Source organism: Clostridioides sp. GD02404 (genome assembly GCF_045898275.1).
Lineage (GTDB): Bacteria > Bacillota > Clostridia > Peptostreptococcales > Peptostreptococcaceae > Clostridioides > Clostridioides difficile_A.
In genome coordinates, this window is record NZ_JBJOCA010000026.1 from 1 (window position 1) to 26,292 (window position 26,292).

Below are 26,292 nucleotides of genomic sequence, written 5' to 3' on the forward strand. Positions count from 1 at the left end.
TATAATAGATAAAGCACTGACTATATGTAGTGCTTTTGTTTTTGAAAAATACTTATTATATTTAGATATCTATAAGTTATTTTAGGAATTTAAACTAGTAAATACTAAAAGAAATAATAATCAAATTAAATGAAATTATAGCACAAGATTATGTTAAAAGGACGGTAAATAATGAATTGGATAGAGCTTAACAATCAAGTGATAATTAAAAATGAACAAGGTAAATACCAATTAGAAAAAGACAAGGAAGCCTTAAGTAGTTACATAGAAGAATTTATAAAACCAAAGTTGAAAAAATTTAAAGACTTAGAAGAAAGATTAAAGTACTTAATAGATGAAGGTTATTATTCAGAAGAAGTAATAAATAAGTACAGTATGGATTTTATTAGAAAGGTATATAAGTTTATTGAGGAATATAAGTTTGAATTTCAATCATATATGAGTGCAAACAAGTTTTATCAAAATTACGCATTAAAAAGCAATGATGGAAAAGAAATATTAGAAACATATAATGAGAAAGTATTAATTGTAGCTTTGACATTAGGAAATGGTGATGAAAGTCTAGCTCTAAGTCTTACAGATAAAATAGTAAAACAAGAGTTTCAACCAGCTACTCCAACATTTTTAAATGCTGGAAGAAAAAGAGCTGGAGAGATGGTATCATGCTTCTTATTATCTGTAGAAGATAGTACAGAAGGCATATCATATGCTATATCTTCATCAAACCATTTATCAAAGATTGGTGGAGGAGTTGCACTAAACTTATCTAAACTTAGAGCATCAGGTGAATCAATTAAAGACATAGAAGGAGCAGCTGGAGGAGTTGTTGGTGTAGCAAAAATGTTGGAACAATCCTTTAGTTATTTTAATCAAATGGGAGCTAGACAAGGTTCTGGAGCAGTTTACCTTACTGTGTTTCATCCTGATTTTGAATTATTGATGGATACAAAAAAGATAAATGCTGATGAGAAAATAAGACTTGCTACATTATCACTAGGGGCAATAATACCTGATAAGTTTATGGAATTAGCAGAAAAAAATAAGATTGCATATGCATTTTATCCTCATACTGTATATAAGAAGTATGGAGTTTATCTTGATGAGATAGAAATGAATGAGTGGTACGAAAAGTTGGTTAATGATAAGGACATAAGAAAAAAAGAAATAAATCCTAGACAGATGTTGACTAAAATAGCACAGATGCAACAAGAGAGTGGATACCCATATGTAGTATACATAGACACAGCAAATAAGGAACATACGTTAAGAGATGTTGGAATGGTCAAGATGTCTAACTTGTGTTGTGAGATATTCCAATATCAGACACCTTCACAAATAGAAGGTTATGGAGGTAAAAATGAATGGGGACAAGATATAAGTTGTAACCTTGGCTCTCTAAATATAGCTAATGTTATGGATAATAAAACTATAGAAAGTACAGTTGAGACAGCAATAAGAGCATTGTCACTTGTAGCAGATAGTACAGATATAAAACCAGTGCCAACGGTTAGTAATAGTAATAGTAAGTCTCATTCTATAGGATTAGGAGCTATGAATTTACATGGATATTTAGTAAGAGAAAATATTTTATATACTTCAGAGGAGGCCATAGATTTTTCTAATGTATTTTTTGCAATGATTAGATATTACTCAATTAAAGCATCGATGAAAATAGCTATAGAAAAAAATCAAACTTTTGAAGGTTTCAATAAATCAGAATATGCTAAAGGTAGAGAAAGCAAAGTACTATCAAAATACTATGAGCAATCTTATTTACCAAATTCAGATAAGGTAAAGGCATTATTTGAAGGTATCCATATACCAACTAAAGAAGATTGGGCAAGTTTGTTAGACGAAGTAAAAGAAAAAGGCATATATAATGCTTATTTGATGGCAATAGCACCAACTCAAAGTATTAGTTATGTGCAAAATGCTACATCAAGTATAATGCCAATTACTGAACCAGTAGAAGTAAGAACGTATGGAGATTCTACTACAATATATCCAATGCCATTTTTAACAAATGATAATATATTATATTATCAATCAGCATACAGGATGGATATGAGAAAAGTAATAGATTTAGTAGCAACAGTTCAAAACCATGTTGACCAAGGCATATCAACAACACTGTTTGTCACAGATGAAAAGACAACTAGAGACATAGCTAGACATTACATATATGCATATAAAAAAGGTCTGAAAAGTTTATATTACACAAGAACAAAGATGACAAGAGACACTCATGAGTGTTTAGTATGTTCAGTATAGGGAGAGAAATATATGACGTTTAATTTACATAAAATACATAATGCAGTTAACTGGAATAGAGAAGAAGATGGATTTACACAGGCTTTTTGGGAACAAAATGTAAAACAATTTTGGCTTCCTGAAGAAATATCTGTTTCTAAGGACATCAAGGTATGGAATGAACTAAGCGATAAGGAAAAGGAACTATATAAGAAAGTATTGGGTGGTTTAACATTATTGGATACAAAACAAGGGAATAATGGAATCCCATCTATGATGAGTTTAACAGAAAATCTACAAAGAAAGGCTGTCCTATCTTTTATGGGAACTATGGAAGAAATACATGCCAAAAGCTATTCTTCTATATTTATGACTTTACTTTCTAACTCAGAAATAGATGAGTTATTTGAGTGGATAGAAACAGAGCCAACTTTACAAAAAAAAGCTGACTTAGTTTTAGCTCAATATGAGAATACAACAAGTAAAAAAGGTTTGTATTTATCAATGGTTACAAGCGTATTTTTGGAGAGTTTCTTGTTTTATTCAGGGTTCTTTTATCCATTGTATTTATCTGGTCAAGGAAAGATGGTTGCTAGTGGAGAAATAATATCACTCATTCTTAGAGATGAGTCTTTACATGGTAAGTATATAGGATTGCTTGCGCAAGAAATATACGACGAATTTGATGAAATGGAGCAAAATAAATTAGAAGAGAATATGTATTCTATACTTAATAGTCTTATGGATAATGAGGTAGAGTACACAAATGTTATATACAGAGAAAGTGGGCTTGAAAAAGAGGTTGTAAACTTTTTAAAATACAATGCAAATAGGGCTTTAGAAAATCTAGGGTTTGAGAAAGTATATACTGTAGATGCTATTAATCCAATTGTATTAAATGGTCTTAGTACGGAAACTAAAACACATGATTTCTTTTCAACTAAGGGGAATGGATACCAAAAAGGAGTATATGAAGAATTAGAAGATGAAGATTTTATAGTATAATTTATAAATTGTGACATACTGTTGTCACTTTTACCATGATAATATCAATGTATAAAATATATATACGGAGGTATTTTTTATGAAATATGAATGGAGAAAAAAAGAAAAAGAGTTATACTTACCTAAGGAGAATCCTATATTAGTTGAAGTACCAGAGCAAAAATTTATCATGTTAAGAGGTAGTGGAGACCCAAATGATAAAGAATTTACTGAAGCAATAGGAGTACTTTATTCTTTGGCATATGCAATAAAAACTATGCCTAAGAAGGGAATTGTGCCAGAAGGATATTTTGATTATACAGTTTTTCCTTTAGAAGCTATATGGGATAAAGGAGAAAAAAGCAAATACTCAGATATACTTATTAAAGAAGATTTAGTTTATACTATGATGATACGCCAGCCAGATTTTGTTACGCAGGACCTATTGGACAAAGCTATCAATATAGTAAAAAAGAAGAAGGAACATAATCTTCTTGAAAAAATTAGGTTTGAGTCTATTAATGAAGGATTGTGTGTGCAAATGCTTCATGTAGGTTCATATGATAATGAACCAGAAAGTTTTGACATTATGAGTGAATTTTGTAAAAGAAATAATCTTATAAGAAAATCTAATGTACATCATGAAATTTATATAAGTGATGCTAGAAAAGTATCACCTGATTCATTAAAGACTGTTTTGCGTTTTGAAGTAAAAAGAGAGTTATAAGCGTTATATTGTGGTATTATATTACTTTATTGTTATACTATAATAAAGTAATGAGGTGATTATATGAAAAGTAATAGATTGTTTGAAATTATTTATATCCTTTTAGATAAGAAAAAAGTAACTGCAACAGAATTAGCTGAACACTTTGAAGTATCTAGGAGAACTATTTGTAGAGACGTTGAAATACTGTCAGCTTCTGGTATTCCAATTTATACTGACAAAGGCAGAAATGGGGGTATAGGTATTTTAGATAATTTTACCTTTGATAAATCTATTTTGTCTGAGCAAGAACAGAAAGAAATTCTAGCCTCATTAGAAAGTTTAAATATTCTTAAATATCCAGAAGTTGATTCTACACTATCAAAACTTAAACCTTTATTTTGTAAGTCAGATATAAACTGGATAACTGTTGATTTTTCTCATTGGGGTAGTAATGATATAGAGAAAGATAAATTTATAAAAATAAAATCAGCCATTTTAGATTGTAATATTATAACTTTTGAGTACATAAATACTTATGGAAAGGTAACAAAGCGTTGTGTAGAACCACTTATGCTTTGGTTTAAAGAGAAGTCATGGTATATTAAAGCCTATTGTCATCAAAAAAATGATTATAGAATTTTTAAGATTGTAAGGATGAGAAATATATGTGTTTGTGAACGGACTTTTATAAGGAGTATACCAGTTGAAGTTGGAGAGATAAAAGAAGATGAGAATGAAAGTATTAATTTAAAGTTAAAAATTTCTAAAGATGTAGGCTATAGAGTGTATGATGAATTTGATATTGATAATATATTGTATGATAATGATGGAGATTTCATCGTAACAGTACAGTATCCAAAAAATGATTGGATTTATGGATATATACTTTCTTTTGGAAAAAATATTGAAGTACTAGAGCCAATAAGTGTTAGAAATAAAATTTTGCAAATTATAGATGATGTTAAAATGAAATATTTATAAAGATTATAAAAAGTGAAGTCTGTTTAGACTTCACTTTTTTACTTTAGTTTCAATATTCGATTTAATTTCTTATAATACTTCCAAATATTTCTACTTTTATTGATATTATTATCAAATATTAATACTAATTATGTACATATCATTATATAATATTTATAGATTATTATATAAGTAGATTACTAGCGTTATGTATATATTAATATTTAAAATAGATTGAATATACTATTTAATATTTTAATTTAAATAGCAAAAAAATGTAGAGAAAGATTATTTTATTAAGAAAAATTTAATATATTGACAAAAATTAAGTGCTCATTTAAACTAGTAGTTGATAATAATATTCAATATTAAATAATAGGAGGAGCTATGAATAAATATCTTCTAATAAATCCAGTGGCAGAAAGAATGTATGGGGAAAAGTTTCACCTTGTCAAAGAAAATTTGATAAAAAAGGGGTACATAATGGCAGAATGTGAGCCACAATTAGAATATGTAAAGAAGCAATATAAAGAGTATACAAAAAAGACTGAGAATACAATGTTAGATTGTAGATGTCCAGAGAGTATAAACCTTTTAAAAAGAAAGAATTTGATAGATAGTTTTGAAATACCTATGATAGAACCAATACTAGTAAGAACTTGTAGGGTTTTATATGACAAATATATCAAGAGTGAAGATGATATGCTGATAGTAACCTCTCCATGTACACAATTAAGGGATTTTGCAAGTGAAAAATTTAAGGATAAGAGTAATGCTATATTTTATACATGGAAAGAATTTGCTGAAAAAGAAGGTATAAAATCACTTGGAAAGATAGATGAATCTCCTATTCCATTAGGATATTTTAAAGACTCTTTTGAAAAGGTTCTTGAAGTATCGACTGAAGAAGAAATCTTAAGCGAAATACAAAATATAAGAGATGGTTCTAAAGATAAGTATGATATAGTAGAAATGTTTTATTGTAAAGATGGATGTAATAATGGAGATGGTTTGTAAATGGTCAATAAATTTAATAATAGGTTTTTAAGTCTAGTAAAAAGTGTTTGGATATTTTTTATAATTCTTTTATTATGGAAAATTACCAATTATCTTGGTATCTGGAGTGATTATATATTACCATCACCTGAAAAGGTGTATGGTACATTTTTAAATATGATAAGTGATGGTTCAATATTTATTAATGTATATGCAAGTATGAAAAGAGTTTTGATAGGATTTGCAATAAGTACTGCAATAGGTGTACCTCTAGGTATATTCTTTGGAATTCATAGTGGAGTATATGAATATTTTAAGTCGCTAATAAATTTTTTGAGAAATACACCTCCACTTGCTTTAATACCAATGCTTATACTATGGTTTGGCATAGGAGAAGAATCGAAAATTATAATTATAGTTTTGGCTTCTTTTTTCCCAATCTTTACAAGCACATTAAAGGGGATTAGGAATTGCGACTCAAAACTGATTGAAGTAGGTAGAGTATTTGAGTTTTCAAAGATTCAAATAATATTTAAAATAATTATACCTAATGCCATTCTTGATATTGCAGTTGGACTAAAGTTGGCTCTTGGATATAGTTTTAGAGCGATTATTGGGGCAGAGCTTGTAGCAGCTTCTTCAGGTCTTGGTTACTTGATATCTGATGGAAAGGAAATGTCTAGAACAGATGTTGTCATTGTAGGTATAATTGTAATTGGACTTTTAGGAATAATTACAGATTATATATTTTCAATTATTGTGAAAAAGGTAAGTAAGGGAAAGATGGTGGAAGCCTATGAATAATTTAGTATGTGATTCTGGGTACATAATCAGAAATCTATCTAAAAGTTATGAAGTCAACAATGAAGAACACATAGTTCTTAGCAATATTTCTTTGAACATAGATAAAAATCATATAACTGTAATTTTAGGTGAAAGTGGATGTGGAAAGACTACTTTACTTAGAGCAATTGCATCCCTTGAAGATATAAATAGTGGTGAGATTAGATTTGTTAAAGATAATAAAGAGTATAGACCTAATGTAGGATTTGTATTTCAAGAGAGTAGATTGATGCCTTGGTTAAATGTAAGTGAAAATATAGCCTTTCATAATCAAAGAAAAAACACTATTTTAAGTAAAGTATTTGGTAAATTCAAATATCACAGAAACATTGCTAGTAAAGGTATAAATGATGATTCCATAGATTTAGAGACTAATGATAATTTAAATTACTTAAATAGACCTAATAAGAAAAATTGTATTGATGTAGAAAAATATCTTAATATGATGAACTTGCAGAAATTTAAAAATTCTTATCCAAATGAGTTATCAGGAGGTATGGCGCAGAGAGTAAGTATAGCTAGAGCTCTTTCTTTCAATCCAGATATGTTGTTTATGGACGAACCTTTTTCGGCATTAGATTATTTTACAAGGATTGATATGCAAAATGAAGTTATAAGAATACATAAATCAACTAATAAAGGTGTAATATTTGTAACTCACGATATCGATGAAGCATTAAAGATAGGCAAGAAAATAGTTGTTTTTACAAACAAAAGAAAAATAAAAGAATTTAATATAGAAGATGATTATGATAGAGATTTGACTTCAGACTATTATATTAAATTAAAAAAAGATATTTTAATGACAATGAAATTAAATAAAGACATTTAAAGGAATTAATAATATTTTAAGGAGTAAAGTAAATGAAATTAAAAAAACTATTGGTAGGTATAACGATATTAACGCTTGCAACAACATCTTTAGCTGGATGTGCTAAAAAAGATGATGGAGAAAAACTTTCAGAAATAAATTTAACTTATGTAAAATCACCATTAAATGTTCCTTCTATAATTCAAAAACAGGATGATTTATTTGGAAAGGAATTTAAAAAGGATAATATAAAAGTTAATTTCCATGAAATTACTACAGGACCAGAGCAGACACAGGCCTTAGCTGCTGGAGAAATAGACTTTTTACATGCATTGGGTGGTACATCAGCTTTGATAGCTGCATCTAATGGAGTGGAATTAAAGATACTGAACACTTATAGTAGGTCACCAAAAGGATTTATGATTTTAACTAACGATGGTTCAATAAAATCAGCAGCAGATTTGGCAGGTAAGAAGGTAGCAGGGCCAAAAGGAACTATACTACATCAAGTATTAATTGCAGCTCTTGATAAAGAAGGATTAAGTATGGATGATGTAGAGTTTATTAACATGGGTATCCCAGAAGCATCAGCAGCTCTTGCTGATGGCAGTGTTGATGCTGCATTGATTGCTGGCCCAGCAGCCCTTAAAGCTATGAAGTCTGGAAGTAAACTTGTAGCAAATGGTGAAGGTTTAGTAGATGGGATAATAGTAACAGCTGTTAGTACAGATTTTGCAGAGAAACATCCAGAGATAGTTGAAAGATTTATGAAGGTTGAAGAAGAGACTTTAGAATATGTAAATAATAATTTTGATGAAGCTATGGAAAAAGTAGCTAAAGAAGTTGATTTAAGTGTTGAAGAAACTAAAGAGTTGTATGCTTGGTATGATTTTAGTTTAGATATAACAGATAAAGACATATCTTCACTTGAAGATACACAAAATTTCTTAATAAAAAATGGATTGCAAGAGAAAAAAGTAGACATAAAAGAATTAATATATGCTGCTAAGTAGAAATTATGCTAAAATAATATTAAATAGAAACTATAATAAAAGTTTAAGTTACCTTAATTAAGGTAACTTTTTCTATTTTATATTAATAATTATATTTATTTTTAGTAGGTTTAGTTAATGTTAAAATAGATATTGGGAGGAATATATGAGTCATAAAATATATATTGTGGAAGATGATATATCAATAAGTACATTACTTAAGGATTATATTGAGAAATATGGATTTGAAGTGGTTGTTGAAGAAAACTTTGATGATATAATGGTTACATTTGAAAAAATAAAGCCAGATTTAGTGCTATTGGATGTAAATTTACCTAAATTTGATGGCTTTTACTGGTGTAGATGTATTAGACAGCAGTCTAATCTACCTATAATTTTTATATCAGCTAGAGATGGGAACGTAGACCAGATTAGAGCTTTAGAAAGTGGAGCAGATGATTATATAACAAAGCCTTTTTATTATGATGTAGTAATGGCAAAGATAAAGAGTCATATAAGAAGAGTATATGGTGAATATTCACCTAAAATAGAGGAAAGAATAGTTGAATTAGATGGATTGAAGTTTTATCCAGAGAGATTGGAGTTAGAATTAGGTGGAAAGGTTCTAATTATTACTAAGAAAGAAGGGATATTGATTGAATGCCTCATTAGAAAATACCCAAAAGTAGTAAGTAGAGATTATCTGTTAGAAAAGATATGGGACGATATTGAATTTGTAGAAGAAAATACTCTAAATGTAAATGTTAGCAGGATAAGAAAAAGATTTGAGGAATTAGGTATAGATAATGCTGTTCAAACTGTACGAGGATTAGGATATAAATTAAATAAAAATTGGTAGGGAGAAAATATGAAATTATTTTTTAGAGATTCTAAGGGTTATATTTTTATATATTATATAGGAATATTTATGACAATTATTTATTGTAATCTTATGAAGTTTATCAATTTGGGAGAGAGTTTATATATTCTTTTATTTAGCTCTTTTATATTATTGTGTTTTTTAATATATAAATACTATAAGCATAGAGAAGTATATACTCTATTCAAAAAAGGCATAAAATCTCTGGATGAATCATTCTTGTATTTAGGAAATTCTTTCTTGGGAAGAAATATATCAGCTATTTTAAAACAACAACATAAATTATATCAATCAATGATACAAGAACATAAAAAAGTACATAGTGAGCATTTAACTTTCATCAATCAATGGATTCACCAGATGAAAACACCAATATCAGTTATAAGTCTTCAACTTCAAGAATATGAGGGAGAAGAAGTAACAGAAAACATAAGAGAAGAACTAGATAGGCTAAATAAAGGTCTAAATATGGCGATGCACTTTGCAAGGGCAGATAATTTCCAAAAAGATTTTGTGGTTGAGAAAGCTAAATTGAACGAAATTGTAGTTGGTATTGTAAATGAAGAAAAGAGGCTATTTATAAAAAATGAGATAATTCCGAAGATAAAAATAGACAAATTTACTTATGTTTATACAGATATAAAATGGATGAAATTTATAATAAATCAGTTGATTACAAATGGTGTGAAATATTCTAGAGGTTATAGTAACTACCTAAATATAAAAGCTGAAGAAAACAATAACTATGTAACACTAAGTATAATAGACGAGGGTGTTGGGATTGTTTCTAAAGATATAAAAAGAGTATTTGACCCGTTTTTTACAGGGGAAAACGGTCGTAAGTTTGGAGAATCTACAGGTATGGGACTTTATCTAGTAAAAAAAGTATGTGATGATTTAGGGCATAAAGTCAGCATAAAATCAGAAGTAGGAAAAGGCACAGAAGTTTCAATCATGTTTAATAAAGATAATATGAATAATTTTCTATAATAAATCTTTAATTGATTATGTTTTTTATTAATTTATATATTATTTGTTAAATGAGATAATTACAGTTAAAAAATCTAATTTTAATAGAGTTTACCTGCAAACCTTACATAGCTGTAAGGTTTGTGTAATGTTTGTAGATAGTTAAATTTTCTAATCTAAATTACAATTAGTATAAGAAATAACATAAAAAATAAATTTTGCAAAAAGGAAAGGATGTTTATTGATGAGTTTAGATATTATTTTCATATTAAAATCAGTTATGATAGCTATAGTAGAGGGGCTTACGGAATTTATCCCAGTTTCATCTACTGGTCATATGATATTGGTTGGTAGCTTGATAGATTTTAAAGGACAATTTGCTGAAATGTTTGAGGTTGTAATACAACTTGGAGCAATATTAGCAGTAGTAGTACTTTATTGGAAGAAAATAAAAGATAGTGTTATAGAATTTTTTAAATTTATATTTACTGGTGGAAAAGAAGGAAAAACTGGCTTTAAATTTGGAATGAATGTAATTATAGCATGTATTCCATTTGCGATTGTGGGGGTTCTATTTTATGACAACATAAAAGCCTTGTTTAATTTACAATCTGTAATTATAGGATTTATAGTTGGTGGGATTTTATTATTAGTGGTAGAGACTTTGTTTAGAAAAAAGAAACACTCTACTGACAATATAGACAAAATCACGCCAATACAAGCATTAAAAGTTGGAGTTTTACAAGTTTTATCTGCATGGCCAGGTATGTCAAGAAGTGCATCTACTATTATGGGTGGATGGATAGCAGGACTTAATTCTCCTATAGCAGCTGAATTTTCTTTCTTTTTAGCTGTGCCAGCTATGGTAGCTTCCTCAGGAAAGGATTTATTTGAATTTGATTATTCAATAATGACACCAACATTGTGGATTGCCTTGATAGTTGGATTTATAGTAGCTTTTATTGTATCAATAGTAGTTATGGAAAAATTTGTGGATTTTCTAAAGAAAAAATCAATGAGAGTATTTGCTATATATAGAATACTTATGGGAATATTGCTTGCTATATTAGCTTTTACAAACATAATTAGTGTATAGATTAAGATATATTTATTATTTACGAGAATTAGCTAACCAATATAAATAATAATTAACAAATAAATATATATGTTATTTCAAAAATTAGATTAGAAAGGATAGTTAATAATGAAAATTTTAACTGTAAATAATTTAAGTAAAGTATATGGCAAGAAAATAATTTTTAATGCATTAAATGATATAAATTTTAGTATAGATGATGGAGAATTTGTAGGAATTATGGGACCATCTGGCAGTGGGAAAACTACTCTTTTAAATATGATTTCTACTATTGATAAACCAACTACAGGAACTATGGAGCTAAAAGGTAAGAATCCACTACTATTAAAAGGTGAAGAACTTGCATTATTTAGAAGAAGAGAGTTAGGTTTTGTATTTCAAGATTTTAATTTATTAGATACCTTAACTATAGGTGAAAATATAGTATTACCATTGACATTAGATAAGGTTAGTGTAAAAGAACAAAATAATAGATTGGCTGAAGTATCTGGAATTTTAGGGATAAAAGATTTATTAGAAAAAAGAACTTTTGAAGTATCAGGTGGTCAAGCTCAGCGAACTGCTATTGCTAGAGCATTAATAAATAGACCATCAATACTTTTAGCAGATGAACCAACTGGTAATTTAGATTCAAAGTCATCAAAGACTGTTATGGAGTTATTTGAGAATATAAATAGAGAAAATAAGGTTACTACTATGATGGTAACTCATGACCCATTAGCTGCAAGCTATTGTAGTAGGATTTTATTTATAAAAGATGGAGCTATATATAATGAAATATATAAGGGAAGTAGTAGAGAGCAGTTTTATCAAGAAATAATGGATGTACTTACATTATTGGGGGGCGATAATTAATGAATATAAAACAATTTGCCATCAACAATATTTCAAGAAACATCAAAGCTTATGTAGGGTATTTAGCAAGTATTGTTATATCCTCTGCCCTACTATTTTCTTTTATCATGTTTACAAGTCATCCCGATTTAGAGATATCTCAATTTCCCGATTATCTAAAAGAGGGGCTTAAGATGAGTAAAATAATTGCATATTTATTTTTATTCTTCTTTGTATTTTATTCAGTGAGTATATTTCTTAAAAGTAGATATAAAGAATTTGGAATACTTTACATTACAGGTATATCAAAGCAACAGGTAATGAAGTTAATTTTTATAGAAAATATAATAATAAATATAGCATCTTCTGTAATTGGAGTAATAATAGGTTTAGTCTTTTCAAAGATATTTTTAGTGATTATGTCTACCTTTTTAGAATTATCACCATTGAAGTTCTATATACCAATAAATGCAATATTATCTACTTTATTTTACTTCATAATTTTAGCTATATTAACATCAGTATTTGCTTCTTTTATAGTTAAGGAAAATCAAGTGTTGAGATTGCTTAAAGGTACAAAGACTCCAAAACCAGAGCCTAAAACATCACTAGTATTTGTTATATTAAGTATTTGTCTGTTTGTAATAGCATATTATAGTGCTGTTACATCAACTGACCAATATACAACATATCTACGCTTAGTTCCAGTTACATCTCTTACTATATTAGCAACCTATTTATTTTTTTCTCAATTTAGTGTTTTTTTTCTAAAAAAGCTAAAATTAAATAAGAAATTTTATAGAAAAAATACGAATATGCTTTGGATTTCAAATTTAATTTACAAAGTAAAGGATAATGCTAGGATATTCTTTTTGATAGCTATAACTTCTGCAGTAGCATTTACTGCTATAGGTACAGTTTATTCATTTTGGAAAGATGTAAAGCGTCAAATTAATTTAATATATCCTAACACAATGTATTATTCAACAATGATTTTGCATAATGATACTAACAAGCCTGATAGTAAAGAAAAAGATAAGGAAAGAATGAGATTTATAGAAAGCAAATTAAAAAAAGAAAATATAGATTATACAAGAATTAATGGAGAATTTAAAACTGTATTTCCTAAGAAAAGCGATTTTAATGTGAGAATTATAAAAGAATCTAAGTATCTCGAAATCACAAAGACTATAGGAGTTAACCCTATAAGTTTTGAAGATAATGAATCTATATCATTGCTTTCATCAAGCTTGCCAGGTGATAAGAAAGTTAAAGACAATGTTGTTATAGGTAATAAAAGTCTAAGGATAGTAAAACAAGTAGAAGAGTGTGTTATGCCAGCATATTATGACAATATGTATGTGGTAAAAGATAATTTTTATGATAGTATAAAATCAAAATTTATAGTGGATAGATTTACTACATTTGAAGTAGCTGATTCAAGTAAAACTACAGAGATATGTAGACAATTTGAGAATAAATTTAATGATGAGTCTGGAATGCAACCATATTTATTCTTCTCTAAAGAATTAATGATAGAAAATGGTAAATTAACATATTCTACATTTATGTTTTTGGCAATATTTATAGGTATGATTTTCTTTGTTACTACAAGCAGTTTTTTATATAATAAGTTTTATATGGATTGTCAAGTAGACAAGAAAAAGTATGAGCAGTTAAATAAGTTAGGGATGACATATAATGAGATTAAAAAAGCTTCAACTATTGAGATTGGAATTGTGTTTTTGTTGCCTTATGTAGTGGCAGTTATACATTCGATATTTGCACTTACTGCACTGAGAAATTCTTTTGATATAGAGGTAGCATCTTCAGCAGTTTTGGTAATGGGAAGTCTATTTTTAGTTCAAATAGTGTATTTCTTAATTGTGAGAAATAATTATTTAAAAGAGATAAGATTAAATTTAGTTAATTTTTAGGATATGCTATTAACTAATAAAAAGTATTTAAAATTGATTAATATTACTGGAATTATAAATATTTATTTTTTCAGTAATATTTTTTATTGTATTAATTATTAAGATTATATACTAATATGTCGTAATAAGTATCTAAATAGTAAAATATTCTACTTATATAAAATATAAGGAGGTTATATGTATATATGTGTAGAAATAAACAATATAAGATGTTAATTAATATTATTAGGAGGTGTTATTCATTAGTAAGTTAGTTAATACAATAAGAATGATGATATTAATTCAAAGTAGAGGAAGAATGAAGTGTAAAGAGCTAGCAGAAGAATTGGAAGTAAGTGAAAGGCAAATAAAAAGTTATAAGGAATACTTAGAACAAGCAGGTATATTTATAAATTCAACACCTGGGATTTATGGTGGATATGAAATTGATAAATGTAATAGTATCTCACTAATTAAATTATTGGATAGTGAAGTTTCAATTCTAGACATGATAAATTCACAACTAGAGTACAATAATGATATTTACAAAAATGAATTTAATAGTATTGTAGAAAAAATAAAAGCAGTATTAAATACAGGAGAAAAAAGCGATACATATATGGATTATTTCACAGTACAAGCACAACGTAATTGTGATTATGAGTTTGAAAAAAATAAATGTAACGAAATAACTAGAGCGTATACGACAAAACGTAAAATTTGGATAGGATATTATTCGTTGAACTCAGGCAGTAGCGAAAGAATTGTTCATCCATACGGTTTATTTAATTATAAATCAGATACCTATATGGTAGCTTTTTGTGAAAAAAGGCTTAAGTTTATAGATTTTAAATTATGTAGAATTAAAAGTTATAAGGTTTTAGAAGAAAAATATAATGTAGATAGAAGTTTTAATTGGGATGAATACAGTAAAAATAGTATAGGAATTTATAAGGGAGAAGAAATTAATGTTGTTATAAAAATTAGCCATCCATTTTCAATAATTATAAAGGAGAAAATTTGGGTTAATAATCAACAAATTATAGAGTTTGACAATAATTCTATACTATTTAAAGCTAAAATGAGAGGTTATGAAGAGATAAAAAGTTGGATTTTGAGTATGGGAGCTTATGTTGAAGTTATAGAACCTATTAGACTTAGAGATGATATATTGTCAGAAATTGAAAAAATGAAAAAAATTTACTGATTTTTTTAAATAATTTATATTCAGACAGATATACTTCACGGTCTAGTGTTAATATATTAGTTGAGAGAGGTGATATTATGAAAATGAAAATTGAATTTAGTGCCGATTGTATACCAATATCTTATAATTCACTCTTTATGAGTATTATAAAAGAAGCGATAAGAAAGTCTAATGAAGATTACTATAAAAATATGTACTATTATAATGAAAAAAATAATAAAAAAACTAAAAACTTCACATTTTCAGTTTATATAAAAAAATATAGTATTGAAGGTGACAATTTTATTATTAAAGATAAAGTAATATTAAATATAAGTACTCCAGATTTAGAATTAGGTTTTCATATATATAATGGATTAATGACTTCTAAAAAGTGCTTATATAAAGAATATGAACTTACAAGGATTAGAATAGACTTATCAAGAGAAAAGAAGGTAACAAAAGAGAAAGTACTATTTAATGCACTATCTCCAATTTGCATAAAATCTAAAGAAGGAAAATTCTTGGAGGTAGATGATGATGGATATATAGAAGAGTTAAACTATATAACTAATGAAGTTATCAAAAACTATAGAGGAAATGGATTAAAAAGAAAGTTAGAGTTTGAAAATATAGGTCTTAAAAAGGTAGTTGTTAAAGAGCGTTTAAGAGAATTTAAAAAAATAACAGGCAAAGAGTATCAATATGTTAATGGTTACAAAGGTAAGTTTATATTAAAAGGTGATATTGATGACTTAAATCTTATCTACAACCTAGGAATAGGTTTTAGAAGAGCACAGGGATTTGGAGATGTAGATATTCTAGAATGGAGGTGAGACAAATGAAGTTAAGGGTTTATAGAGGAGACTGGTTCTTTAATATGGGTATAGTTGGATTTTTAAACATAATAAAGAAAGCAGAGAAGAAATCAGAAATATTTATTATGGAAGACTATATTGAATTTGATAGTTCCTTTCTTGAAAACTTTCATGAGTATTATTTCGATTACTTCATGGATGAATATGATGTATCAAAAAGGATTAGAAAGAGTGTTGATTACAATATAAATTTTATTAAGTCTAAGCCTGATAAAATCAAAGATGGAATTAAGAAAATTAAAGATAATATAAAACAGCAAAATGATAAGGTAAAAAAATTTGATGAAAATAATTCTAACTTGATAAAAGAAAAGTTAGACATTATGTCTAAGATAAAAAGTTATGATGAATTTGATTTATTAGAAACTTTAATTGATGAGATTATTGATATATTTAAAATAAAGTCAATAAATGACAGACTTACAGCCAATCTTTATAAATATGTAGTTCAAGATAATTATTTTGGACAAGTTAGTTTTTTTAATGTTGCTAAGGCTAAATTAGATTTAGATGGATTAAAACAAGTAATGTTTAATGACTATTTAAGACAAATCATATATTTAGGAGAATTAGAAGATTTATTAGAAGAGAATGACTATGATAAATTAAAAATCTATTTAAATGATAGATTAGATAGTATATCTAAAGATGTAAATGAAAAAAAAGTTAGTAAGTCTAGTATAAATACTATAGAAAAAATTATGAAGGAAATAAACAATAAATTTATAAAGAAAAATAAAAGTATTGAAGATATAAGATTGTATATGGATAGTTTAGAAGTATGTGAAATGTGTGGCTCATATAAAGGGATATTAGATGAGTACTCAGAAAGTAATTTTGCCCCACTTGGAGTAAGTACTAATAATGCTAGAAATATGTTTTGGAATCAGGAATATACAACATCAATATGTGATGTTTGTAAGCTTATATTGTTCTGTACACCAGCAGGAGCTACTTATACAAGAAAAAATTATTTGTCTAATGAAGAAAATGAGTTTTATTTATTTGTTAATATGGATACTTCCATAAATGAGCTTTTTGAAAGAAACAACAATTTGAAAGTTCAAAAAAGTGAGTCTTCAGATTCCAAAGATGAGAATCCTTTTAATAAACTTATAAAAAGTATAGTAGAAGAAAATAAATTGAAAAGTGAATGGCAGCTTCATAACATACTTTTTGTAGAATTTAAAGCAAGTATAGACTCTAAAAAGTGTAAGATAAATTACTTTAATATTCCTACTTATTTGGCAAAAATTTTTACAAACAAGGAGACAAATAAAAAAATACAGAGTATCTATGATTATAAACTTAAATCAAATATATTAGATTTCCTTTTGAAAAATAGGGATTTGAAGCATTTAATTAATAATACATTAAGAAATAAAGTTAAAAATGATATGGAAGGTACCAATAAATCAAATATATCAGGAGCAGATTGCTTTAAACTAGTTCAATTAAGAACAATAGTAAATAACTATAAGAGAGGAGTATATGAAATGGAATATAAAACATTAAGAGAAGTTTACGAATCAGGTTGTGAAATACATGATTATTATATTGATAAGAATGCTAAAAATAAAATAGAAGGAATAACATATAGGCTTTTAAATTTGATTAAGGTTGGCAATAAGAATGATTTTTTTCAAACAATTTTAAGAATTTTTTCACCAAGTGAAAAAACTCCACCAGAAGCGTTTTTACAGATGCTTAGTGAGGAGGATTTAGATTTTGAATCCATAGGATACGCATTTACAATGGGACTAATGTCAGAAAAATATGATAGAAAAAATAGAAGAATAACTAATAAGGAGGAAAAATAATATGAAAAGAGGATTAACATTTACAATAATAACACAAGCTCAAAGTTTGAACTATGGTGAAGGAATAACAAATATATCTGAGTTAAAGAAACTAAGTAGAGGAGATGGAAATCTCTACACATTTGCATCTCGTCAATGTTTAAGATATGACATAGTAAGATTAGCAGCAGAATTATTTGCTTGGAATTTACATGTTGTTGATAAAGGAAAAGGAACAATTCAGTTTAAAGATAATATAAGTATAAGAGAATCAGAAGAAATGGATCTATTTGGATATATGAAAACAAATAAAAAAGATGAGAAGGATAAAAAAGGAGGTTCACTTACTAGAGAAGCTACTGTAAGATTAAGTAATGCAATTTCTCTTGAGCCATATAGAAGTGATATGGACTTTTTAAATAATAAAGGATTAGCAGATAGAATAGGAGAACATCCTAATCTTGCAAACATAGAACAACATTTAAGCTACTATACATATACAGTGACTATAGATTTATCTAAAATAGGTAAAGATGGAGATATAGAACTTGATAATAAAGATAAATGTAAACGAGTAGTAGAATTTTTAGAAATAATAAAAGTATTAAATAGAAATATTAGAGGTAGACAAGAAAATTTATCTCCTCTGTTTGTAGTAGGAGGAGTGTATGAAATAGCAAATCCATTCTTTTTAGGTAGAATAAAATTAAAAGGAGATAAAAATGGATTTAAAGTAAATAAGTCAGCAATAGAAGAAGTAGTTCAAGGTACTTTTTTAGGAAAGGGTCTAAAAGAATTTACTTATGTTGGAATGGTAGATGGAACATTTACAAATAAAGAAGAGTTTGAAGAGTTATTTGAAGATAAATTTTTAAGTGTAGATAAATTTTTTGGACAATTAGTTAAAGAAGTAAAGGAATATTATGAGGTGAATTAATATGAAAGTATTGAAATTAGATTTATTTCAAGAAACTGCATGCTATAAAAAACCATTTGCCATGAAAATTACAGAAACTTATCCACTACCACCATATTCTACAGTAAATGGATTAATTCACAAAATATTAAATGCTACAGAGTATATACCATTTAATATAAGTGTACAAGGAACATATGAAAGTATCTTTAATAATTATCAGACAACATATTTTTATAAAAAGGATAGTATTACATCTATGCCAATGAATAGTCATATGTTATTGAATGTAAATTTAATAATTCATATAGGAGGAGATTTTGAATTATTAAAAAAATTATATGATAATTTATTAAATTTTGATGAACATTTATCATTAGGTAGAAAAGAAGATTTAGTAAGAATTAATGATATTAGATTTGTAAAGGTTAATAAGTTTGAAGTAAATGCTATGAAAGTAGAAATAGATGATTATGAAAATTACAAATTATCAAAATATAAGATAAGACGACCTATATATATACCAAAGTTGAGTTTAAAAGATGATAGATTAAAGGGGATAAGTTATAGACTCAATAATTATTATGAAAATAATTCTAAGAAAGGTAAAAAAAGAATTTGGAATAAAATTGATAGTTATTATATTGAAAAAGGCAATAAAATAAGACGTGGATATATATTGTTAGATATAGAAGGAGATTTATTATACTTTAATAAACAAAAAGGAGATGAGTCTATTGCTATATGCAAAATCTGATCCAGTAGAAACATTGAGAGAGCATACTAATGAGCTTCTAGAACAAAGAAATCTATTAAAGTATTGTTACGATACAAGTATAAATAAGTTAGATTTTTTAGGCAAAGAAAAATTCTGGGAATGGCTTGATTTTGTTATAGAATTTCATGATGTTGGAAAAGCTTTTTCACCATTTCAAAAACTAATAAGAAGTAGAATGGATATTGAAATAAATGAACCTGAAATAATAACTAATTTGGAGAATAATATAGGGCACAATTTTATTTCTCCTGCATTTATCAATTATGGATATTTGGATATAGAAGATGATTGGGATTTAATGGATGTGCTAAATCAAATTATTGTATATCATCATGAAAGAGATATCTTTATAGATGAAGATTTTAAAGATTTGGTACAAAAAGTATTAGACAAGGATTTAATAAATAAAGTGCATGAATTGCAAAATGAATTTAATATTAGATACCCTATAAAAACTAAAAAACTTAGTAATATATATTTACAAGGCATAGAAAAAAGAATAGATAAAAATCACAAATACTATAATCTATATATTATGTTAAAAGGTATATTACATAGATTAGACCATAGTGCCTCTGCTCATGAGATTGTTGAGTGCAATAGTAACATGAATATAGGTGAATACACAGAAAAACATTTAGTAAAAGAGTTTGGTAGTTTAAGAGAAGTGCAGTCATTTGCTAAATCAAATAGAAATAAGAATATAATACTAATTGCATCTACAGGGATGGGAAAAACAGAAACTGCTTTAATTTGGATAGATAATGATAAGGCATTTTTCACACTGCCATTAAGAGTGAGTATAAATGCGTTATTTGATAGAGCTAAAAATATAGTTGGAGTAGGAGAATCAAATGATACATTCTTAGGTCTGTTACATTCAACAGCAATAGATTATCTAGAAGAAAGTAATCAGGAAAATTCAAATGAGATTGTAGATTTAGCAAAGTTATTATCTTGTAAACTGACATTTTCTACAATAGACCAAATATTCAAATTTCCTTTTTTGTATAGAGGGTATGAAAAAGTATATTCAACATTAGCATATTCAAAAGTAGTAATAGATGAGATACAAGCATATTCACCAGAAATAGCAGCTGTATTGGTAAAAGGTATAGAAATGATACATAAAATAGGTGGAAGATTTATGATAATGACAGCTACTATGCCAACTATATATATAGATGAACTAAAAAAAAGAGGTGTAATTGATAGTAACTTAGCTGATTTAACATGTAACACAGAAAAAATAAGACATTGTGTGTCTATTGTAGAAAATTCAATAGATGAAAATTTAGAACAAATAATACAAAGTGGAATGAATAAAAAGGTTCTTGTAATAGTAAACACAGTTAAAAGTGCCATAGAAAAATATGAATTAATAGAAGATATAGTTAAGTCAAAAGGAATAGATGTTAATGTAAATCTTTTACATTCTATGTATATACAAGAAGATAGAGCAAAGCTAGAAAAATATATAAAAGAATTTGCAGATAGTAATAGTAATGGTATTTGGATTACTACACAATTAGTGGAAGCATCCCTTGATATTGATTTTGATGAACTTCATACAGAAAATTCAATACTAGATAGTCTATTCCAAAGATTTGGTAGATGTTATAGAAGTCGAGAGTATAAAGAAATTAGCCCAAATATATTTATATATACAGAAAAAGTTACAGGAATAGGTAGCATTTATGATAAAGATATTGTAGAAAAAGGACTTGAACTATTGAAATCTTTTATAAATGGCAAAGAATGTTTGAAGATGGAAGAAAAATATAAGGTAGAAATGGTTAAGATGCTATACTCTAAAGAAAATTTAGAAGGTACAGACTTTAAAAAAAGATTTACTAGTGCTTTAAATATTTTAGACACTATAACACCATATAGTTTAGGCTCTAACGAGGCACAAAATATACTTAGAAATATTGAAGGATATACAGTAATACCAGTGGATATATATAATAAAATTGAAGAGACTTTAATAAAAGATTATGAAGAATTAGGACAAGAACTTACAGAAGCATATAGTAATGATGATAGAGAATTGATAAATGAAATAAAGTTTAAGAGAAAAAAGGCTAGAAGAGAGATAATTAAAAAAACTGTAAATTTACCAATATATAAAGCTAAACAAAATATAATGGACATACAGGTGAAAGGTCTTGAAGATTTAAAGATACTTTTATATAAATATGATATACATGAAAATGAGCATACAAAACAGATATTTGGCAAAGGTGTGCTTATAGGTAAAGAAATAGACCAATTTATTTGATTTTTATATTAACAATGTGGCTAAAATTTACTAAAGAAGGTGATTTTGTGCCAATAGATTTAGAACTATTAAAAGTTCAAGGAGTAAAGATAAATTATTATTATGTATGTAAAAGAAAACTATGGTTATTCTCTAAAGGAATAACTATGGAACAAAATAGTAATAGAGTATTGTCTGGAAAGATAGTACATGAAGATTCATATAAAAGAATGAAAAATAAAGAAGTGTTGATTGATGATATCTTGAAATTAGATATAATAAAGGACGAGTATGTAAAAGAAGTAAAAATAAGTTCAAAGATGAAAGAAGCAGATGAAATGCAGTTATACTATTACTTATACTATTTAAAAAATAGTATGGGGATAGAGAAAAAAGGAACTATAAATTATGTTAAGGAAAAGAAACAAGAAGAATTGATATTGACAGAGGAAAAAGAAAGAATTATTGAAAACACACTTATAAATATAAATGAAATAAACATGAAGTTATCTCCTCCCAAAATTGAAAAGAAATCTTATTGTACAAAATGTGCTTATTATGAATTTTGTTTCGTGAAGGAGGAGTAACAATGTATAGAGATTATTATATTATAAGTAATGGGAGTATAAAAAGAAAAGAAAATACGATTTACTATTATAATTTAGAAGGTGAGAAAAAAATATTACCAGTAGAACAAGTTGATGATATTCATATATATGGGGAAGTGGATTTAAACACAAAACTTATAAATTATATAAGCCAATATGGAGTTATGCTTCATTTCTATAATTACTATGGATATTATTCAGGTACATATTACCCAAGAAAGAAAAATGTATCAGGATTCAGTTTAGTATCTCAATCGGCTTGCTATTTAGATAAAAATGAAAGACTATACTTAGCAAAATCATTTGTGGAAAGTGCATCATATCATATTTTAAGAAATATGAGATATTACAAGGTTGATGAAAGCTTAATTGATACTATAAAAGATGAACTAAATAGTTTGAATGATGTCAAAGAAATATCAGAACTTATGGGTAAAGAAGGAAGAATAAGAAAAACATACTATAAATCATTTAATCAAATATTGAAAGATGACTTTGAGTTTTATAAGAGAGAAAAAAGACCTCCTAAAGACCCAGTAAATGCTCTTATGTCTTTTGGAAATAGTATAATGTATACAAATGTTTTAAGTGAAATATATAAGACACAACTTGACCCTACAATAAGCTTTTTACATGAACCATCAATAAAGAGATTTTCCTTAAGTTTAGACATTGCAGAAATTTTCAAGCCAATTATAATTGACACAATAATTTTTAGCTTGATTAATAACAAAAGAATTAATAAGAGTGATTTTGAATATCAGGACAAAATTTGTTATTTAAGTGAAAAAGGAAAGAAGAAATTTCTACAAGAATTTGAAAATAAGATGCAGACAACTATAAAACATAGAAATCTTAATAGAAAAGTTTCATATAGAATGTTTATAAGGTTAGAATGTTATAAATTAATTAAACATTTTATCAATGATGAAAAGTATAAAGTTTTAAAGGCATGGTGGTAAAGTATGTTTGTTATTGTTACTTATGATGTTGTTGAAGCAAGGTCATTAAACAGGGTTAGAAAAACACTTAAAAAATATTTAACTTGGACTCAGAATTCTGTTTTTGAAGGAGATATTACTGATGGGAAGTTACATAAATGTATTTCTGAAATAGAAAAGATTATTGATAATAGCGAAGATTCGATTTATGTCTATGAGATAAAAAATCCTAATTCAATTAAAAAGAAATGTTATGGTATTGATAAGTATTCTGATGAAATGTTTATATAGGTTTGCAGTGAGCGATATTTGTGCTAAAATAAGGCTTAACAGTTGGAATATAAGAGATTGAAGGGTACTGATAATTGTTATTAATTGCACTATTGCTCGCTCACTGCAAATTTTGATGTTTTTATTGAATTATGATTGCGTGAGTGTAGCATTTTCAGGCTATTCAATTGCACCTATTTTGGGGTTTTATATTAACTAAGTGGTATGTAAAGGTAATTGCAGTGTTTACAGACTTGGAGTAGGTAGTAATGTTTTATATTAACTAAGTGGTATGTAAAGAAATTAGAAATGAGAAGTCTTTCAAGTATAACTCTAAGTTTTATATTAACTAAGTGGTATGTAAAGTCATATAATAAAATTCTTGCATAACTTGTTACATATGGTTTTATATTAACTAAGTGGTATGTAAAGGTTCCAGTTTCTGCGAGTAATAAAACAGTTTCTCCTGGTTTTATATTAACTAAGTGGTATGTAAAGTTTAATGGCGGAGGAAGAGCAATGATGCACGAGGGAGTTTTATATTAACTAAGTGGTATGTAAAGACCATGTATGATGTGTCTGGAGCAAGTGAGATTGTAAGTTTTATATTAACTAAGTGGTATGTAAAGATGACTACCACATAAAAGAATATCAAAGCCCATACGGGTTTTATATTAACTAAGTGGTATGTAAAGAGTAAAAATTCAAAAAATGTATCTTGATAAGTTAAAGTTTTATATTAACTAAGTGGTATGTAAAGCAATCTAACTCTATTTTTTTATACAAATTTACTCTATCGTTTTATATTAACTAAGTGGTATGTAAAGCAGGTACAATGTACCGAAAATTGCTTTTTTATGTTACGTTTTATATTAACTAAGTGGTATGTAAAGTTAAACTCGCCTTGATTTTTTTTCATAGCATTAACAGTTTTATATTAACTAAGTGGTATGTAAAGAGGACTCATTAAAAGATGATTTTTTGCTGATTACTAGTTTTATATTAACTAAGTGGTATGTAAAGCGAAAAATCAACCTCGAACTTTTCGTCTAATATTTCTAGTTTTATATTAACTAAGTGGTATGTAAAGTCTAATATCAATCTCTCCAAAAGGTCTGCCCATTCGGTTTTATATTAACTAAGTGGTATGTAAAGGGTCGTTACTTAACTCTTGTAAGTTGTATTCTGTATAAGTTTTATATTAACTAAGTGGTATGTAAAGAGAAAACTTTTTGATAGTTTAGATGATTACTTAGTTGTTTTATATTAACTAAGTGGTATGTAAAGTTTTAAGAGGGAGTTCATATATGAGTGAAAAAGTGAGTTTTATATTAACTAAGTGGTATGTAAAGTTTTTAGAAGATATTTGGGGCAACTTAATAAATGTAGTTTTATATTAACTAAGTGGTATGTAAAGTCAGAACTCTCAGCGAAAACGGCAGGAGCATCCGCAGTTTTATATTAACTAAGTGGTATGTAAAGATCGGAAATGGAAAAAAAGTCATTTAAAAATAATTTGTTTTATATTAACTAAGTGGTATGTAAAGTCTCATAACAACACTGTACACGTAATAAATAAGCATAGTTTTATATTAACTAAGTGGTATGTAAAGACAGAAGCTCGAAGAATAACACTTGAAATCTTAAAAGTTTTATATTAACTAAGTGGTATGTAAAGAAAAACAATATGGTGTACCCGCTAGTATTACATTAGGTTTTATATTAACTAAGTGGTATGTAAAGGAGGCTGTAGACGTGTTTGATGATGAATTACCATTTTGTTTTATATTAACTAAGTGGTATGTAAAGTTCAGCTTCTCATGAGTGTAATCATATCCAAATAACGTTTTATATTAACTAAATCATATCTAAATGAAGTAAACTTATACTATAAATAAAAATTAACATAAAAATGGGGTGAAATAAAATTTATGATAAGAAAATCAAATGATAAAGATATAAACAAAATCATGGAAATATGGAAAGAAAGCACAATCAAAGCACACAACTTTATAAATAAAGAATACTGGGAAAATAACTATAACATTGTCAAAAATGAATATATACCTATATCAGATACATTTGTATATGAGGATGGTCAAGAAATAAAAGGATTTATAAGCATAATAAATAAAAGCTTCATAGGAGCCTTATTTATAAATTCAAACTATCAAAACCTAGGTATAGGAAGTAAACTTTTAGACTATGCAACTAAAGAATACAAGAATCTAAGTCTAGCAGTATACAAAGACAATAAAAAGGCAGTTGTATTTTACAATAAAAAAGGATTTAATATAGTAAAAGAGCAAATAAATGAAGATTCAGGATTTAAAGAGTACATCATGGAATATGGTAAATAACATTAATATATTTATTATTCCAATAGGCATAATTTAAAGAATATTTTTTAGAATTG

At 27.0% G+C, this 26,292-nt stretch carries 23 protein-coding genes and 1 CRISPR repeat array; all 23 genes read left to right on the forward strand.

Translation table 11 applies throughout. The annotated features are described in order from the left end of the window. The first annotated feature begins 171 nt into the window (after positions 1-171). Positions 172-2,271, forward strand: coding sequence for a class 1b ribonucleoside-diphosphate reductase subunit alpha (gene nrdE, locus Q3287_RS14750; RefSeq protein ID WP_407964325.1), 2,100 nt, complete (start codon positions 172-174; stop codon positions 2,269-2,271). 12 nt (positions 2,272-2,283) lie between these two features. Continuing rightward, positions 2,284-3,255 (forward strand): class 1b ribonucleoside-diphosphate reductase subunit beta, encoded by a 972-nt coding sequence (nrdF, locus tag Q3287_RS14755; RefSeq protein ID WP_407964326.1) that lies wholly within the window; start codon positions 2,284-2,286, stop codon positions 3,253-3,255. 79 nt (positions 3,256-3,334) lie between these two features. After that, positions 3,335-3,961: a GyrI-like domain-containing protein gene (locus Q3287_RS14760; RefSeq protein ID WP_407964327.1), complete on the forward strand. Its 627-nt coding sequence runs from the start codon at positions 3,335-3,337 to the stop codon at positions 3,959-3,961. A gap of 63 nt (positions 3,962-4,024) precedes the next feature. Further along, positions 4,025-4,924 (forward strand): helix-turn-helix transcriptional regulator, encoded by a 900-nt coding sequence (locus Q3287_RS14765; protein WP_407964328.1) that lies wholly within the window; start codon positions 4,025-4,027, stop codon positions 4,922-4,924. A gap of 366 nt (positions 4,925-5,290) precedes the next feature. Then, positions 5,291-5,920: a hypothetical protein gene (locus tag Q3287_RS14770; RefSeq protein WP_407964329.1), complete on the forward strand. Its 630-nt coding sequence runs from the start codon at positions 5,291-5,293 to the stop codon at positions 5,918-5,920. Next, positions 5,921-6,703: an ABC transporter permease gene (locus tag Q3287_RS14775; RefSeq protein ID WP_407964330.1), complete on the forward strand. Its 783-nt coding sequence runs from the start codon at positions 5,921-5,923 to the stop codon at positions 6,701-6,703. Continuing rightward, positions 6,696-7,574: an ABC transporter ATP-binding protein gene (locus Q3287_RS14780; protein WP_407964331.1), complete on the forward strand. Its 879-nt coding sequence runs from the start codon at positions 6,696-6,698 to the stop codon at positions 7,572-7,574. Before Q3287_RS14775 ends, Q3287_RS14780 begins: the two co-directional genes overlap by 8 nt. A gap of 32 nt (positions 7,575-7,606) precedes the next feature. Beyond that, positions 7,607-8,566 (forward strand): NrtA/SsuA/CpmA family ABC transporter substrate-binding protein, encoded by a 960-nt coding sequence (locus Q3287_RS14785; RefSeq protein ID WP_407964332.1) that lies wholly within the window; start codon positions 7,607-7,609, stop codon positions 8,564-8,566. 145 nt (positions 8,567-8,711) lie between these two features. Then, complete coding sequence (locus Q3287_RS14790) at positions 8,712-9,404, forward strand: response regulator transcription factor (protein WP_054271513.1); 693 nt, start codon at positions 8,712-8,714, stop codon at positions 9,402-9,404. Positions 9,405-9,665: 261 nt separating this feature from the next. After that, on the forward strand, positions 9,666-10,415 hold the full coding sequence (locus tag Q3287_RS14795) for an ATP-binding protein (RefSeq protein ID WP_407964333.1): 750 nt from the start codon (positions 9,666-9,668) through the stop codon (positions 10,413-10,415). Between the two features lie 223 nt (positions 10,416-10,638). Then, positions 10,639-11,490, forward strand: coding sequence for an undecaprenyl-diphosphate phosphatase (locus Q3287_RS14800; RefSeq protein WP_054277480.1), 852 nt, complete (start codon positions 10,639-10,641; stop codon positions 11,488-11,490). A gap of 108 nt (positions 11,491-11,598) precedes the next feature. Beyond that, complete coding sequence (locus tag Q3287_RS14805) at positions 11,599-12,345, forward strand: ABC transporter ATP-binding protein (RefSeq protein ID WP_054271510.1); 747 nt, start codon at positions 11,599-11,601, stop codon at positions 12,343-12,345. Further along, positions 12,345-14,261 (forward strand): FtsX-like permease family protein, encoded by a 1,917-nt coding sequence (locus Q3287_RS14810; RefSeq protein ID WP_407964334.1) that lies wholly within the window; start codon positions 12,345-12,347, stop codon positions 14,259-14,261. Before Q3287_RS14805 ends, Q3287_RS14810 begins: the two co-directional genes overlap by 1 nt. A gap of 268 nt (positions 14,262-14,529) precedes the next feature. Continuing rightward, on the forward strand, positions 14,530-15,447 hold the full coding sequence (locus Q3287_RS14815; RefSeq protein WP_407964335.1) for a helix-turn-helix transcriptional regulator: 918 nt from the start codon (positions 14,530-14,532) through the stop codon (positions 15,445-15,447). A gap of 77 nt (positions 15,448-15,524) precedes the next feature. After that, a complete protein-coding gene (gene cas6 / locus Q3287_RS14820; protein ID WP_407964336.1) occupies positions 15,525-16,262 on the forward strand; it encodes a CRISPR-associated endoribonuclease Cas6 in 738 nt (245 codons plus the stop codon). A gap of 5 nt (positions 16,263-16,267) precedes the next feature. Then, a complete protein-coding gene (gene cas8a1, locus Q3287_RS14825) occupies positions 16,268-18,124 on the forward strand; it encodes a type I-B CRISPR-associated protein Cas8b1/Cst1 (RefSeq protein WP_407964337.1) in 1,857 nt (618 codons plus the stop codon). Position 18,125: 1 nt separating this feature from the next. Continuing rightward, positions 18,126-19,040, forward strand: coding sequence for a type I-B CRISPR-associated protein Cas7/Cst2/DevR (gene cas7i, locus Q3287_RS14830; protein ID WP_407964338.1), 915 nt, complete (start codon positions 18,126-18,128; stop codon positions 19,038-19,040). Position 19,041: 1 nt separating this feature from the next. Further along, the gene (gene cas5b, locus Q3287_RS14835; protein WP_407964339.1) at positions 19,042-19,776 is read left to right on the forward strand and encodes a type I-B CRISPR-associated protein Cas5b; all 735 of its coding nucleotides are present in this window, start codon (positions 19,042-19,044) and stop codon (positions 19,774-19,776) included. Then, entirely contained in the window at positions 19,748-22,078 is a 2,331-nt protein-coding gene (gene cas3 / locus Q3287_RS14840; protein WP_407964340.1) for a CRISPR-associated helicase Cas3', read from the forward strand. Before cas5b ends, cas3 begins: the two co-directional genes overlap by 29 nt. 14 nt (positions 22,079-22,092) lie before the next feature. Next, complete coding sequence (gene cas4, locus Q3287_RS14845; protein WP_187130398.1) at positions 22,093-22,644, forward strand: CRISPR-associated protein Cas4; 552 nt, start codon at positions 22,093-22,095, stop codon at positions 22,642-22,644. Between the two features lie 2 nt (positions 22,645-22,646). Then, positions 22,647-23,627 carry a type I-B CRISPR-associated endonuclease Cas1b gene (gene cas1b, locus Q3287_RS14850; protein WP_054271502.1) on the forward strand — a complete coding sequence of 327 codons (981 nt, stop codon included), beginning with the start codon at positions 22,647-22,649 and terminating at the stop codon, positions 23,625-23,627. 3 nt (positions 23,628-23,630) lie between these two features. Further along, on the forward strand, positions 23,631-23,897 hold the full coding sequence (cas2, locus tag Q3287_RS14855) for a CRISPR-associated endonuclease Cas2 (protein WP_054271501.1): 267 nt from the start codon (positions 23,631-23,633) through the stop codon (positions 23,895-23,897). 183 nt (positions 23,898-24,080) lie between these two features. After that, a CRISPR array of direct repeats spans positions 24,081-25,750; the repeat unit is 29 nt; unit sequence GTTTTATATTAACTAAGTGGTATGTAAAG. Between the two features lie 57 nt (positions 25,751-25,807). Continuing rightward, a complete protein-coding gene (locus Q3287_RS14860; protein WP_407964341.1) occupies positions 25,808-26,236 on the forward strand; it encodes an N-acetyltransferase in 429 nt (142 codons plus the stop codon). The last annotated feature ends 56 nt before the right edge of the window (positions 26,237-26,292 follow it).